The sequence below is a fragment of the Acidiphilium sp. PM genome (genome assembly GCF_000219295.1).
GTDB lineage: Bacteria > Pseudomonadota > Alphaproteobacteria > Acetobacterales > Acetobacteraceae > Acidiphilium > Acidiphilium multivorum.
Genome location: NZ_AFPR01000537.1, coordinates 1 through 14,544, shown reverse-complemented (window position 1 = coordinate 14,544; position 14,544 = coordinate 1). Strand labels below are relative to the sequence as shown.

Here is a 14,544-nt window from a genome sequence, read left to right as displayed (position 1 = left end):
GGCGGCCCGCCGGGTGGCCGAGGCCGCGGTCGCGCGCGGGGTGCCGCGCCTGGTTCTGGTTTCCTCGGCGGCGGTGTTCGGCAAGCGGCGGGACGAGATGTTCGACGAGATCAGCGCCCCCCGGCCGGACGACGCTTATGCCGCAAGCAAGCTCGAAGGCGAGGCCGCCGTGCGGGCGGCGGTGGCCGGCAGCGCGACGCGGCTGGTGATCGTGCGGCCCTGCGCGGTGATCGGGCCGGGATGTGCCGGCAACATTCCGCGACTTGTCCGGCTGATCCGCCGTGGCTTGCCGCTGCCCTTCGGCGCCATCAGCAATGCCCGCAGCTTCATCGCGGTGAACGATCTCGCCCGCCTGATCGAACGGGCGGTGAGCGCGGAAGATCCGCCGGACTGCGTGATCGGCGCGCATCCCGAGCCGGTTTCAACGACAGGGCTGATCCGCGCGCTGGGCCGTGGCCTCGGCCGGCGGGTCACGCTGCTGCCGTTCCCGCCCTCATGGCTGGGCGCGGCCGCACGCATGGCCGGGCAGGGTGAGTCGTGGCGAAGCTTCGCCGGTTCGTTTCATGCCGATGTCGCCCTTGCCAGGGATTCCCTCGGATTTTCGGCATCCACGCCGGTGCCGACGGCCCTGGAAGCGACCGCGTCCGCTTTGCGGTAATCGGTTACCGCTGACTGATCCGCTTGACGCGATGGCGCATTTCGCGCATACGCGCCGCCATCGTATGGATGATGTCACGAGGACTCCCGTCATGAAGACCACCGTTTCGCTGAAACCGGCGGACGTGCAGAAGGACTGGGTGCTGATCGACGCCGACGGGCTTGTGCTCGGCCGGCTCGCCGCCCTGATCGCCAATCGTCTGCGCGGCAAGCACAAGCCGCAATTCACCCCGCATGTCGACTGCGGTGACCACATCATTGTCGTCAACGCGGAAAAGGTGAAGGTGACGGGCAAGAAGATGGACGATTCCGTCTTCTACTACCACACCGGCTATCCGGGCGGCATCAAGGGGCGGTCAATCCGCCAGCGCCTCGAAGGCAAGAATCCGGAAAGCGTGATCGAAAAGGCGGTCGAGCGAATGATCACCCGTGGACCGCTGCAGCGCCAGCAGATGAAGAACCTGCACATCTATGCCGGTCCGTCGCATCCGCATCATGGCCAGCAGCCGCAGGCGCTCGACGTCGCGGCGCTGAACCGCAAGAACACCAACCGTAACGCGAGGGCGTGAACATGTCCGGAACCGGTACGCTCGCCGATCTGAAGACCATCATCACACCGACCGCCGGCACCGCCGCCGACGCCGAGGCCCCCAAGCGCGAGCCGAAGCGCGATGCGTTGGGCCGCTCCTACGCAACCGGCCGCCGCAAGGACGCGGTCGCCCGGGTCTGGATCAAGCCGGGCAAGGGCGAGATCGTGATCAATGGCCGCAAGGCGGCACAGTATTTCGCGCGGCCGGTGTTGCGGATGCTGATCACCCAGCCGTTCCTCGTCGCCGACCGCTACAATCAGTTCGACGTGATGGCGACCGTCACCGGCGGCGGGCTTTCGGGCCAGGCCGGCGCGGTGCGGCACGGCATTTCCCGCGCGCTGACCTATTACGAGCCGGACCTGCGCGGCATTCTCAAGGCGGCGGGCTTCCTCACCCGCGACCCGCGCACGGTGGAGCGCAAGAAATACGGCAAGGCGAAGGCCCGCCGGAGCTTCCAGTTCTCCAAGCGCTGAGCGAAGCGGATTTCAGCATGCAGCCGCCCCGGCACCGTCCGGGGCGGTTCGTATTTGTGCCGTTTCCATTTTTTTGTCATTTAGGCTCTGGCGGTGGTGCACGGGGCGATTCGGAACGCGCCTGCCGATTTGGCAAAAGCAACGGGATCGGGTCAGATGGCCGCAGCGCGTGAGGGTTTCAGCAATCTGTGTCTGGGCGAGCAGCTCTGTTTTGCGCTCTATGCCGCGACACATGCGATCACGCGGGTATATCGCCCCCTGCTGGCCGAGTTCGGCCTGACCTATCCGCAATACATCGTCCTGCTCGTGCTGTTCGAGCGCGCCGAGTCCACGGTCAACGGCATTGCGGAGGCGCTCCGCCTCGATGCGGCGACGGTAACGCCGCTGCTCAAGCGTCTGGCCGAGGCCGGGTGGGTGTCACGGGAACGCAGCCAGGCCGACGAGCGCGTGGTTGTCGTCAAGCTGACCGCCAAGAGCCACGCTGCCGCCGCCCAGCTTTCCGCCGTGCAGCATAAGGTGCGCTGCCGCGCAGGTCTCGACGATCTGCAGTTTGAACGGCTGCGGACGGAACTCATCGACCTTACGCAAAGGCTCAGTGTCGAGGTCGAAGAGCCTGCGTGATCGCGGGACTCCGGCGCTCGTGCCCGGCATGACGACGGGCATCGGGCGCAATATCGGGCAATAGGCAGGGCCTCCCCTGGCCAGCCTCAGGAAAATCAGTGCGGCAGATGGCGTTCGATGGCTGTGGCCATCCGGTCGGCCACGCGGTCGAGCATGATGTGGTCGTCGGATTTCACTTCGAAGGTTCTTCCCATCAACTCGCGCCCGGAACGCAGGTCGAGCAGATAGCCCTTCAGATAGACGATCAGATCGCTGACCCGGTGCAGGGTGCCGACGAAGAGGAACCGGGCGTGCGCCTTCCTCGCGGCGGTGGCGAGGCATTCCGGGCAGGTCGACGGATGATCGTAATCGTCGTTGATCGGCGCCATTCTCGCGCGCGTCTCCACGGTACCGACGGCCTTGACCGGACCGGCATGGTCGAGATCGGCCCGGATCCTGGCGGCGGCCTCATGCAGCCAAAGACGCTGGTCGGCGACGACGGCCGGCCTTTGGTCGGCCGCCGTGTCGAACAAGTCGATCGGGGCGACGAACACGGTCGCCCGCGGTGCAGCGGTTGCGGTGGGAACGATGCCGGCCAGCATCGAGGGCAGAAAGAGCGGTGCGGCAAGAAGAGGCCGGAGCCGCATCCGATCAGGTCACCCTGCCGTGGCAGTATTTGTATTTCTTGCCCGAGCCGCATGGGCAGGCGGCATTGCGCGGCGTGGACGCCCAGGTCTCCGGTCGGTTGGGATCGACCGATTCGGCGCGGTAGGTGCTGACCGCCATCTCCGGCGCGAGCGTCGGCTGCGGTTCCGCCAGGGCGACGCCGTCATACGGGCCGCTGGCGGGATGGCTGGTGAACATCGATGCCGGATCGAAGGCGGGCGCCGGTGCCGTGGCCGGGTCGGAGCCGAGTTCAACATGTGCGAGCACCGACGAGACCTGTTCCTTCAGGTCCTCGAGCATCGCGGTGAACAGGGCGAAGGCCTCGGCCTTGTATTCGTTGAGCGGGTCGCGCTGGCCATAGGCGCGCAGGCCGATGCCCTGACGCAGGTGGTCGAGCGCGAGCAGATGTTCCTTCCAGAGATGATCCAGCGTTTGCAGCAGGATCGATTTCTCGAGGAAGCGCATGAAATCCGGGCCGAAATTGGCGGCCTTGGCGGCCATGTGGGCCTCGACCGCCTCGCTGATGCGCTCGCGCAGATGGCTCTCGTCGATGCCTTCCTCGGCGGCCCAGTCGACGACCGGCAGCTCGAGGCCGAACACGCGCTTCACGTCCTCGGCGAGTTCCGCGCTTTCCCACTGCTCGGCATAGGCCTTCTCGGGGATTCGCCGCTCGACCATCTGGGCGATCGTGTCGGCGCGCATTTCGCCGATCACATCGGCGACGCTTTCGGCGCGCATGAACTCGCGGCGCTGGGCATAAACCTCCTTGCGCTGGTTGTTCATCACGTCATCGTATTTGAGAAGGTTCTTGCGGGTGTCGAAGTTCCGCGCCTCGACCTTCTTCTGGGCCTTTTCGAGGGCCTTGTTGATCCACGGATGGATGATCGCCTCGCCGTCCTTGAGGCCGAGCTTCTCCAGCATCGGGCCCATCCGGTCGGAGCCGAAGATCCGCATCAGGTCGTCTTCGAGGGAGAGGAAGAAGCGCGAGGCGCCGGGGTCTCCCTGGCGGCCGGAGCGGCCGCGCAGCTGGTTGTCGACCCGGCGGCTCTCGTGCCGCTCGGTACCGATCACGAACAGGCCGCCGGCGGCATGGACTATGTCGTGCGCCGCCTCGATCTCGGCGCGGATCTCCGCCTCGCGTGCCGGGCGGGCGGATTCGGGCAGCCTTTCGAGTTCGGTCTTCAACCGCATCTCGAGATTGCCGCCGAGCTTGATGTCGGTGCCGCGGCCGGCCATGTTTGTCGCGATCGTGACAGCACCCGGCGCGCCGGCTTCGGCGACGATCGCCGCTTCCTGCTCGTGAAACCGCGCGTTCAGCACGGCGTGGGGAACTTTCCGGCTGTTGAGCAGGTTCGAGATGATCTCCGATTTCTCGATCGAGGTGGTGCCCACCAGCACCGGCTGCTGGCGCTGGCGGCATTCCTCGATCAGCGCGGCGACGGCCTCGTATTTCTCGTCGGCCGAGCGGTAGACCTCGTCATCGCCGTCCTTGCGGGCGACGGGCACGTTGGTCGGGATTTCGACCACCGCGAGCTTGTAGATCTCGTCGAACTCGTCGGCCTCGGTCATTGCCGTGCCGGTCATACCGGAGAGCTTGGGGTAAAGGCGGAAATAGTTCTGGAAGGTGATCGAGGCGAGGGTCTGGTTCTCGCGCTCGACCGTGACGTGCTCCTTGGCTTCCAGCGCCTGGTGCAGCCCGTCGGAATAGCGGCGGCCCTCCATCATGCGGCCGGTGAACTCGTCGATGATGATGACCTGGCCGTCCTTGACGATGTAATCCACATCGCGGGTGAACAGCGTGTGCGCGCGCAGCGACTGGTTCGTGTGATGCACCAGCGAGACGTTGAAGACGTCGTAAAGATTGCCCTCGGTGAGCAGCCCGGCCTCGGAGAGCATCTGCTCGACCCGCTCGGAGCCGAGCTCGGTGAGGTTCACCGTCTTGAACTTCTCGTCCTTGTCGTAGGTCTCGGGGTCCTCGACAAGCTGCTTCACGATGCCGTCGACCTGGTTGTAGAGTTCGGTCGGCTCGTCGGAGGGGCCGGAGATGATCAGCGGGGTGCGGGCCTCGTCGATCAGGATCGAGTCGACCTCGTCGACGATCGCGTAATTGAAGTCGCGCTGCACCATGTCGGCCAGCGCGTATTTCATGTTGTCGCGCAGATAGTCGAAGCCGAACTCGTTGTTGGTGCCGTAGGTGATGTCGGCCGCGTAGGCCTCGCGCCGCGCATCGTCCTCCAGCCCGGGCACGATCACGCCGACGGACAGGCCGAGGAAGTTGTAGAGCTGGCCCATCCAGCCGGCGTCGCGTTTGGCGAGATAATCGTTGACGGTGACGACATGCACGCCCTTGCCGCTGAGCGCGTTGAGATAGACCGGCAGGGTGGCGACGAGCGTCTTGCCCTCGCCGGTCTTCATCTCGGCGATCTTGCCATCGTGCAGCACCATGCCGCCGATCAGCTGCACGTCGAAATGGCGCATGCCGAGCACGCGTTTCGCGGCTTCGCGGCAGACGGCGAACGCCTCGGGCAGCAGGCGGTCGAGGCTTTCGCCGGCGGCGAGGCGGTCGCGGAATTCGGAGGTCTTGCCCTGGAGGGCCGCATCATCGAGCGTGGCCAGGGCGGCTTCGTGGCCATTGATTTCGGCGATGCGGCGGCGATAGGCTTTCAGCGCGCGGTCGTTGCTGGTGCCGATGATGGCGCGGGCGATGCTTGAGAACATGTTGGAGCGAGCTTCCGGTCTATCCGCGAGTCTGAAACTGTCTGTCCCGAGTGGTCTGGGTGTGAAGGCAGCCCGCCCGCGCGCCATTCTGCGCGGCGGCCGGACTGCGGGCGCTGATCTGACATAAGAGTGTGCGCCGATCTGGTCAAATCAAGCATCGTTACGGGTGGGGGCATGGCCGCAAATGTAAGCGAAGCCGGAGGCGGGCGGGTTGCGGGCGATGCGCGCTTCAGTCATGGTGCGGCCGATTTCCACTAGGGACCAGCAGCATGAAGCGTTCTCTCTCAGGATATTCGGTCGGTTTCGCCTTCGCCGCGGTGATTGCGCTGGGGTTGGCCGGCCCCGCGCAGGCGGCCACCGGCGGCGATGCGGGTGCAGCGGCACCGGCGGCCGCAACCAAGGCCCAGCCCGCCGCGAAGGCGCAGAAGGACACGGTTGTCGCGATCGTCGATGGCCATGACATCCACCTTTCGGACGTCGCCAAGGCGGCGCAGGATCTCCCGCCGCAGTTGCAGAACGCGCCGCCGCAGGAGCTTTTCCCGGTGCTTCTCAACCGCCTCGTCGATGAGCGCGCCCTGCTGGTCAAGGCCCGCAAGGCCGGCACCGCCAAGGATCCGAAGGTGGCCGCCGAAATGAAGGCGGCAGCGGACCAGGCGCTTGAACGCGCCTATCTCCGCGCGCTGGTCGAGCCGAAGCTGACGGATGCGGCGGTGAAGGCCTATTACGACGCGCATTACGTGAAGGCGAAGCAGCCCGAGGAAGTAAAGGCGCGGCAGATCCTGGTGAAGACCCAGCAGGAAGCCGACAAGATCATCGCCCAGCTGGGCAAGGGTGCGAAGTTCTCCGCCCTAGCGAAGAAGTACAGCATCGATCCCGGCGCCAAGAACGGCGGCGAACTGGGCTGGTTCACCAAGGACGAGATGGTGAAGCCCTTCGCGGATGCGGCCTTTGCCCTGAAGCCGGGCACCTACACCAAGACACCCGTTCATTCGCAGTTCGGCTGGCATGTCATCGAGAGCCAGGGCAAGCGCGAGAAGCCGGTGCCGCCGCTGGCGGATGTGAAGGACCAGATCCGGCAGCAGATCACCAACAAGGCGGTCACCGCCGCGCTGGAGGATGCGCGCAAGGGGCTGGATATCAAGCTCTTCAATCCGGACGGCACGCCGGTGCAGGGCGGCGCTTCCGCCGCGCCCGCGAAGAACTGAGCGGGACGCCGTGGCGAAGGACCTGCCGGTATCGCCGCTGGCGGTGCCGTTGCCCGAGCTTCCGGCCATCGGCGGCGTGCGGTTTGCGACCGCCGCCGCCGGCATCCGTTACCGCGGGCGGGATGACGTGCTGCTCGCTTCCTTCGCGCCCGGCACGACGGTTGCGGGCGTCTTTACCCGCAACAAGTGTCCCGGCGCGCCGGTGACCTGGTGCCGCGACATCCTGCCCGGCGGAACCGCGCGGGGCCTCGTCGTCAATGCCGGCAACGCCAACGTCTTCAACGGCGCGGCAGGTGCGGCGGCGGCGCGGCTGAGCGCCGAAGCTGCGGCGCGCACGCTCGGATGCGCTCCGGAGCAGGTGTTCCTGGCGTCGACCGGCGTGATCGGGGAGCCGATGCCGGCGGAGCGGATCGTCGCGGTCATGGATGGGCTCGCCGCCGATCTGGCGCCGGAGCGCTGGGCGCAGGCCGCGCGCGCGATCATGACGACCGACACCTTTCCCAAGGCGTCGACCCGCACGGCGAAGATCGGCGGGGTCGAGGTGCGGATTTCCGGGATCGCCAAGGGCAGCGGCATGATCGCGCCCGACATGGCGACGATGCTCGCCTTCATCGTGACCGACGCGGCGGTGCCCGCCGCGACCCTGCAGGCGCTGCTCCGCCGCGGCGTCGGCCCCAGCTTCAATTCGATCACCGTGGATTCGGACACGTCGACGTCCGATACGGTGCTGCTGTTCGCGACCGGCGCGGCCGGAAATCCACCCGTCGAAGACGCGCGCGACCTGGCCGCCTTTCGCCGGGCGTTGAACGCCGTGCTACATGATCTGGCCCTGATGGTGGTGCGCGACGGCGAAGGGGCGCGGAAACTGATCGAGATCAACGTCGCCGGCGCCGTCTCCGCGCGCTCGGCGCGGCGGATCGGGCTCGCGATCGCGAATTCGCCGCTGGTCAAGACCGCCGTGGCGGGCGAAGATGCAAACTGGGGGCGGATCGTCATGGCGGTGGGCAAGTCCGGCGAGCCGGCCGACCGCGACCGGCTGGCGGTGGCCGTCGGCGGCGTCTGGATGGCCCGCGACGGGAGGGTGGTCGAGGGCTACGACGAGGCGCCGGTGGTCGCGCATATGCGCGGGTCGGACATCCGTATCGATGTCGATCTCGGCTTGGGGCGCGGGCGCGGGCGGGTTTGGACCTGCGACCTCACGCATGGCTATATCGACATCAACGGCAGCTATCGCAGCTGATCTGCCGGCGGGGCGGCACGAATGGCCGCCTCGCACTCCTGTCCTCACGATCTCGTGACCGAGGAAATCTTTCCGCAACTCATCCGTTTGAATGCCCGCTGCGTAACCGGGGCATGAGATCGCCGCCGGCGATCGAGCAGAGGAGATGACGGACCATGAAACTCAGCCATCTGGCCCTGGGCAGCGCGCTTGCCCTCGCCGCCTGCGGCGCGGCCTTCGCCGCGATGACGAACGATTCGGTGATGGTCGGCGGCGCGCCGATGTATCCCACCCGGAACATCGTGCAGAATGCCGTGAACTCGAAGGACAACACGACGCTGGTGGCCGCCGTGAAGGCCGCCGGCCTCGTGAAGGCGCTCGAGGGCAAGGGGCCGTTCACCGTTTTCGCGCCGACCAACGAGGCTTTCGACATGCTGCCGAAAGGTACGGTCGCCACGCTTCTCGAGCCGAAGAACAAGGCGGAACTCACCTCGATCCTGCTTTATCACGTCGTCCCTGGTGACTTCACCTTCGACACCCTGCGCGCCGACATCGAAGGCCATGGCGGCATGGTGAAACTGCCGACCCTCGACAAGGGGCACGATCTCACCTTCCGGATGAACGGCCCGCACAATATCGAGGTCGTCGATGACAAGGGCAATGTGGCGCAGATCGAGACATACGACGTCAATCAGTCGAACGGCGTCATTCAGGTGATCGACCGTGTTCTGATGCCCTGAACCGGGTTTCCCGCGATCCGGCGGGGCCCCGCCCGGCCGGAATTCGAGCCAGCGGCATGCACGCCGCTGGCTCTTTTTTGATGCGGAACGCATCCGGATGTCTCCCGGGGCAGGCGCATCGTGGCTCTGAATCGGCGAGCGGTCTTCTGCTGCAAGGGAATTTCACGAAGCTGGGGAGTGCCGCGGCTACCGGTTTGGAGCACCATCCGATCCATCCGGATCGGATGTAGTGCTCTATGATATTGATAATTAGAGCATCATCCGATCAGATGACTCCATCTGATCGGATGATGCTCTAGCCGGGCGCGCGGAGGATACGGGCACGGTAGGCGGCGCGGATATGGGCGCGGGCCTCGCGCTCGGCGCCGGCGGAATCCCGCGCGGCGATCCGCTCGACGACCGCGCGGTGCTCCGCGACGGAGTCGGCTCCGCGCCCCTGGACCGCGAGGGTGGTGCCACCCAGCAGGGCGAGCGAGAGGCGCATGCTTTCGAGCATTCCGTTGAGGTAGCGGTTGCGCGCCGCGTTCCGGATCTGCCGGTGAAAGATGCGGTTGTTGGCCGCCAGCTCCTCGGGCCGGTCGACCAGCGCCGCGTCGCGCTCGACGAGGGCGGCCAAGAGCGAAATCTCCGCCTCGGTCGCGTGAAGTGCGGCGAGGCGTGCGGCGGTTCCTTCCAGGACCTCGCGCATTTCATAAAGCTCCGCCAGCTGGGTATCGTCGAGTGTCGCCACGATCGCGCCGTGATGGGGTTCGTGGACGACAAGACCCTGATGCTCGAGGCGCTTCAGCGCCTCGCGGACCGGCGTACGGCTGATCCCGAAGCGGCGCGCGAGTTCGACCTCGCGGAGCCGGGCGCCGGGCGCGAACTCGCCGCCCTCGATGGCCGAGAGCAGGCTTTCATAGGCATCCAGGGAACTCGGCCGGCCGGCGGCCTTTGCGCCGGCCGGTTCCGTCCCACCCAGCTCGTGCTCACCGGCAGGCGTCATCCCGCACTCATACGCGACCGTGGTGAGGCCTCCAAGCCTGGCCCGCCGCCTTCCGCATCATGCGTGGGGGGCGGCGTCCCGCGTCGCGATGCGCTGGATGGTGGGCGGCGCGGCGGGCAGCGCCACGCCCGGCGTTGCCAGTTCGACACGTTTCAGGGCCTGCCGCGCCGCGAGCCGGTCCGGATGGCGCGGCGGCTTCCTGTGCGCGAGGATATAGGCGTAGGCATTGGCGCCGGGCGGAAACGGATGACCCGGGCCGAGCGCGGTGCGCCCCGGCGGAACGGGAGGGTCGAGCGGAATGTCGAACCGCCGGTTCACCTCGGCAAGCCGTGCGCCTTCCAGGGGGGCGATGCCGAGCATCGGGCCGATCCGCGCAATGATCCGCCCGACCGCCGGCGCGGCGACATAGCCGCCGGTGGTGAAGCCGTGCGAAAATCCGGCCATCTTCTTCGTCGGCCTCGGATGGATCACCAGCACGTAGATGACGTAGCGCGGATCGTCGGCCGGAAACACCGCCATGAAGGACGAGTTGTTGAGATGGTTCCGATAGCGGCCATCCCGGCCGACGACCTGCGCCGTGCCGGTCTTGCCGCCGACGCGATATCCCTTCACCCGCGCGTAGACGCCGGTTCCCGACAGCACGACGCCCCGCATCAGCCGCCTCATCGTTTCCGATACGCCCGGCCGCATGACCCGGACGCCCGTGCGCGGCGGCGCGCCGGGCCGGCGCGCGAGCAGCGTCGGGCGGAAGAGGATGCCGCCGTTCACGTCCGCGACCACGGCATTGACCAGCGTCAGCGGCGCCATGGCGATGCCGTTGCCGAAGCTCACCGTCATCGTCGTCAGCAGCTTCCAGGTATCGGCGGGATGCCAGATCGGCGGCTGGGCGCCGGTCATCTGGATCGGCGGCGGCTTGAAGAATCCCATCTTGCGCAGCCAGGCGCGCTGCAGTTTCGGCCCGAGGATGGTCGCGATCCGCGAGGCCCCGATATTCGACGAATACGCAAGGATCGACGGCATCGCCAGCCAGCGGTGCACCGGCTCGTAGTCGGTGATCGCGAAACCGTTCATGACGAGCGGATGGGTCGTGTTGAACTTGTCCCAGTAATGCATCAGCCCCGATTGCAGCGCCGCCGGCAGGGTCATCAGCTTCATCACGCTGCCAGGCTCGTAGTCGCCCGAGATGCAGCGGTCGAACAGGGAGTCGGCCGGCGCGTCGTGGTAATCGTTGGCGTTGTAATCCGGCAGGCTGACCATGGCGACGATCCGCCCGCTCATCGATTCCACGATTCCGCAGGCGCCGCGTGCCTTGTAGTCGCGCATGGCGCGTGCGACCTCGTGGTGGACGATGGCCTCCACCCGCAGGTCGATCGACAGGCGCAGCGGCTGGCCGGGCTTGCTCAGCAGCCGCTTGTCGTAATAGGCCTCAACTCCGGAAAGGCCGTGCTGGCCCGGGGTGACGCCGCCCAGGATATGCGCGGCAAGGTCGCCCTGCGGATAATGCCGCTGCCAGGTTCTCTGGAAATACAGGCCGGGAATGCCGAGCCGGTTCACCGCGAGCTCCTGCGTGGCGGTGAGGTGCCGGGAGATATAGACGAATCCGTAATGCTTCATGCCGAGCCGGCGCGCCGTCGATCTGACGTCCAGGCCCGCGATCTTCCTGGCCAGTGCCCTGGCGTCGCGCCACGGATGGCGAATCTGGCGCGGATCGGCATAGAGCGAGGCGCCGGGCAGCGAGACGGCCAGCAGCCGCCCATTGCGATCGAGAATGGCGGCGCGGTCCGGTTCCAGGGGTCTGGTGCTCAGGTCGGGCCTGAGCGCCGAGAGCGCCGCCTGGTTCGGCGGAAGCGGATCGATGACCGTGGCATCGGTCAGCTTCACCGCGACCGCCACGAACAGCACGACGAATCCGGCGGCGCCGAGGCGCATCCGCCGCCGGAACCGGCGCGCCCAGCCGGACGTCGCTGACTCGCCGGAAGCAGGAGGTCTCGGCGTCATCGCTCACCGCGAGGTGAAGAAGTCACAATAGCCTCGCGCCCCCACGAGACCCGCGACGACCATGCAGTTTCCGGTCGGCGCCCCCGGGTGTGCGGGTTCGTAGAACTGGCATACGGCGCAATCGGCACCGCCCGGCCCCGGATGCGGCACGTAGCGGGCGCTGGCCTTCGACTGCATGTCGGCCGCGGCGAAAGAGATCGGCAGTCCCCGCAACGCCCAGCCAGAGCGCCCCTGCGGCGCGGTCCCGGCATCTGCCCCCATGTTCGGCATCCTCGCAAATCCATCCCGCGGGCGGCCCCAGTGCGCCCGCGCGCCGCGAGTGTAGCCCGAACTCGTCAAAAACGATCATCAAATATATGATATTAAATAATATTCCCGGCCAGTTCCGGAAATTCCGGCAGCCGGGCCGCGAAACCGGCCTGCCTTGGGGCGGGGCATTGTCCGGCGGCGGTGCTCCGGGCGGGCGCGGGGGCGATCAGACCGGGCAGTTGGAGAAGGCGAGGTCGCGCGAAATCCGTTCCGCGGCGCTTCTGACCTCGGGCGCCAGCGCGGCGACGCGATCGTCATTCATGCGAACGGCCGGTGCGGTCACGCTGACGCTGGCGACGGGATGGCCCTGCCGGTCGAAGATCGGCGCCGCGACGCAGACGATGCCTTCCTCATGCTCGGCGCGGTCGAACGCCACGCCGTCGCGGCGGATCCGCTCGAACTCCGCGCGCAGGCCGGCCCGCGACGTGATGGTGCTCGGCGTATGGCGCGTCAGGGTGAGGCGGGCGAGGACATCGTCGCGCTCGGCGGCGGGAAGATGCGCGAAAATCGCCTTGCCCACGCCGGTGCAGTACAGCGGCCCGCGCCGCCCGATCGAGGAAAACAGCCGCAGCGCCTTCGGACTTTCCCGCTTGTCGACATAGATGATCTCGATGTCGTCGCGCACGGCGACGTGCACCGTCTCCTGCGTGCTGTGCCACAGCGCGTCGACATGGCGGGCAGCCACCTGCCGCAGGTCGATCGAGTCCCAGGCGCGGCTGGCGAGTTCCAGCAGGCCGAGCGCCGGCCGATAGGTGCGGTCGGGCGAATGATGGCGGACCAGCCCGGCATCGGCGAGTTCGCGCAGCAGCCTGTGCAGCGTCGCCTTCGGCAGGCCGGTCCGCTCCAGCAGGGCGTTGAACCCGGCGGGCGGCTCGGCGAGGCTGACGGCACGCAGCAGCGCCAGGGCCTTGGCAACGCTCGATGACGCCTCGTTGGCGGGAGTGTCGATCCTCATGGGACCTTCAGCGTAGAGCGGGACGTTGCGCTGTCAATTCGCTAACCCCCCTTGGTTGCAAAAAACCGAATTTATCCGCAGCGGCCAGAACGGGCTGCGAAATCCCCGCCATTCGCGGCGGCATCCCGGGCCGTGGCGCCGATGTCCGATCCGCATTTGACAGCTTGTAACAGCCCGCTTAGCATGAATATAGAACTAAGTTCCATTATACGGAACTACAACGGCCAACCGGCCCGATAACGCCGAAGAGAGCGAATGGAGGGGACATGAAGACCAGAACGATATTGCTTGCGGCCACGTGCATCGGCGCTGCCATGCTGACGGTCGCATCCGCACAGGCGGCGAAGCAGACTGCCGCGCAGATGATCCTGGGAACGTCGAAGGCGGTGTGCGTGAACCCGCACCCGAGCCACGCGAAGCTGTCGAGCCTCGTGGTCGGCTTCTCCCAGTCGCAGGGCAACCAGAACCCGTTCCGCGCCGAAGAGACGCGGTCGCTGCGGGAAGCCGCGCATCAGGTGCACGCGAAGCGCTACATCTACACCAACGCGCATTCCAACGAGGCGAAGCAGGTCGCCGATGTCGAGAGCATGATCAACCAGGGTGCGCAGGCCCTGGTCATCGCGCCGCTCAACTCGACCGGGCTGCAGCCGGCCTTCGCCCAGGCGGTCGCGAAACATATCCCGATCATCACGATCGACCGCGAGACGGCCGGAACCCATTGCTCCGACTTCCTGAGCTTCGTCGGGTCGGATTTCTACAACCAGGGTGTGATCGACGGCCGCGAACTGGCCAAGGCGACGGGCGGGCACGCCGTGATCGCCGAGATCCAGGGCGCCTACGGCAATTCGGTGGAAACCGCGAGAACCAAGGGCTTCGCCGCCGCGATATCGAAATATCCCGGCATGAAGGTCATCGCCGCGCAGACCGGCAACTGGTCGACGACCGACGCGCAGAAGGTGGTCAGCCAGATTCTGCTCGCGCATCCCGATGTCAACGCGATCTACACGCAGAGCGACACGATGGCCTACGGCGCCATCACCGCCCTGCGCGACGCCGGCAAAAAGCCGGGGCAGGTCAAGATCGTGACCATCGACGGCACCAAGCAGGGCGTGCAGGACATTGTCTCCGGCTGGATCTATGCCGATGACGAGACCAACCCGCGCTTCGGGCCGATCGCCATGCACGAGATTCAGAACTGGCTCGACGGCAAGCCGGTGCCGCAGAAGATCACGATCCGCGATCATCTCTACACGCCCGCCAATGCCAAGGCGGCGCTGGCCAGCGGCGTTCCCTACTGACGCCCATGTCTGTGCCGGTTCTTGAAACGGTCGCCGTTTCAAGGCGTTTCGGTGCGGTGCGGGCGTTGGAGGGGGTATCGCTGACGCTCAATGCCGGCGAGGTGCATGGACTTGCCGGCGAGAACGGCGCT

General features: G+C 66.8%; 14 protein-coding genes. 8 read left to right on the top strand and 6 right to left on the bottom strand.

The annotated features are described in order from the left end of the window. The 4 genes from APM_RS17625 to APM_RS17610 all read left to right on the top strand — a co-directional run. Positions 1 to 658, top strand: a 658-nt coding sequence (locus tag APM_RS17625) for an NAD-dependent epimerase/dehydratase family protein (RefSeq protein WP_007424754.1), incomplete at its 5' end; no start/stop codon positions are given. Positions 659 to 749: 91 nt separating this feature from the next. Then, positions 750 to 1,226, top strand: coding sequence for a 50S ribosomal protein L13 (rplM, locus tag APM_RS17620; RefSeq protein ID WP_012039909.1), 477 nt, complete (start codon positions 750 to 752; stop codon positions 1,224 to 1,226). Positions 1,227 to 1,228: 2 nt separating this feature from the next. Then, entirely contained in the window at positions 1,229 to 1,720 is a 492-nt protein-coding gene (gene rpsI, locus APM_RS17615; RefSeq protein ID WP_007424752.1) for a 30S ribosomal protein S9, read from the top strand. Between the two features lie 156 nt (positions 1,721 to 1,876). Then, on the top strand, positions 1,877 to 2,341 hold the full coding sequence (locus tag APM_RS17610; protein WP_007424751.1) for a MarR family winged helix-turn-helix transcriptional regulator: 465 nt from the start codon (positions 1,877 to 1,879) through the stop codon (positions 2,339 to 2,341). 95 nt (positions 2,342 to 2,436) lie between these two features. On the opposite strand, the gene APM_RS17605 is transcribed toward APM_RS17610, so the two are convergent. Continuing rightward, entirely contained in the window at positions 2,437 to 2,922 is a 486-nt protein-coding gene (locus tag APM_RS17605) for a DUF2380 domain-containing protein (protein WP_231295263.1), read from the bottom strand. Between the two features lie 49 nt (positions 2,923 to 2,971). Next, positions 2,972 to 5,704 (bottom strand): preprotein translocase subunit SecA, encoded by a 2,733-nt coding sequence (gene secA, locus APM_RS17600; RefSeq protein ID WP_007424749.1) that lies wholly within the window; start codon positions 5,702 to 5,704, stop codon positions 2,972 to 2,974. Positions 5,705 to 5,973: 269 nt separating this feature from the next. Here secA and APM_RS17595 point away from each other — a divergent pair, with 269 nt between their 5' ends. The 3 genes from APM_RS17595 (at position 5,974) to APM_RS17585 (ending at position 8,868) form a co-directional block, all read left to right on the top strand. Then, positions 5,974 to 6,909: a peptidylprolyl isomerase gene (locus APM_RS17595; protein WP_007424748.1), complete on the top strand. Its 936-nt coding sequence runs from the start codon at positions 5,974 to 5,976 to the stop codon at positions 6,907 to 6,909. Between the two features lie 10 nt (positions 6,910 to 6,919). Beyond that, positions 6,920 to 8,149, top strand: coding sequence for a bifunctional glutamate N-acetyltransferase/amino-acid acetyltransferase ArgJ (gene argJ, locus APM_RS17590; protein WP_007424747.1), 1,230 nt, complete (start codon positions 6,920 to 6,922; stop codon positions 8,147 to 8,149). A 155-nt stretch (positions 8,150 to 8,304) separates the two neighbouring features. Further along, entirely contained in the window at positions 8,305 to 8,868 is a 564-nt protein-coding gene (locus tag APM_RS17585) for a fasciclin domain-containing protein (protein ID WP_007424746.1), read from the top strand. Positions 8,869 to 9,163: 295 nt separating this feature from the next. On the opposite strand, the gene APM_RS17580 is transcribed toward APM_RS17585, so the two are convergent. The 4 genes from APM_RS17580 to APM_RS17565 all read right to left on the bottom strand — a co-directional run bounded on the left by APM_RS17580 (position 9,164) and on the right by APM_RS17565 (position 13,115). Continuing rightward, on the bottom strand, positions 9,164 to 9,853 hold the full coding sequence (locus tag APM_RS17580) for a GntR family transcriptional regulator (RefSeq protein ID WP_007424745.1): 690 nt from the start codon (positions 9,851 to 9,853) through the stop codon (positions 9,164 to 9,166). Between the two features lie 57 nt (positions 9,854 to 9,910). Beyond that, entirely contained in the window at positions 9,911 to 11,851 is a 1,941-nt protein-coding gene (locus APM_RS17575) for a penicillin-binding protein 2 (protein WP_007424744.1), read from the bottom strand. Positions 11,852 to 11,854: 3 nt separating this feature from the next. Beyond that, positions 11,855 to 12,112, bottom strand: a complete 258-nt coding sequence (locus APM_RS17570; RefSeq protein ID WP_013640632.1) for a hypothetical protein — start codon at positions 12,110 to 12,112, stop codon at positions 11,855 to 11,857. A gap of 214 nt (positions 12,113 to 12,326) precedes the next feature. Further along, positions 12,327 to 13,115 (bottom strand): IclR family transcriptional regulator, encoded by a 789-nt coding sequence (locus tag APM_RS17565; RefSeq protein ID WP_007424743.1) that lies wholly within the window; start codon positions 13,113 to 13,115, stop codon positions 12,327 to 12,329. A gap of 266 nt (positions 13,116 to 13,381) precedes the next feature. On the opposite strand from APM_RS17565, the gene APM_RS17560 reads away from it, so the two are divergent. Beyond that, on the top strand, positions 13,382 to 14,413 hold the full coding sequence (locus APM_RS17560; RefSeq protein ID WP_007424742.1) for an ABC transporter substrate-binding protein: 1,032 nt from the start codon (positions 13,382 to 13,384) through the stop codon (positions 14,411 to 14,413). The last annotated feature ends 131 nt before the right edge of the window (positions 14,414 to 14,544 follow it).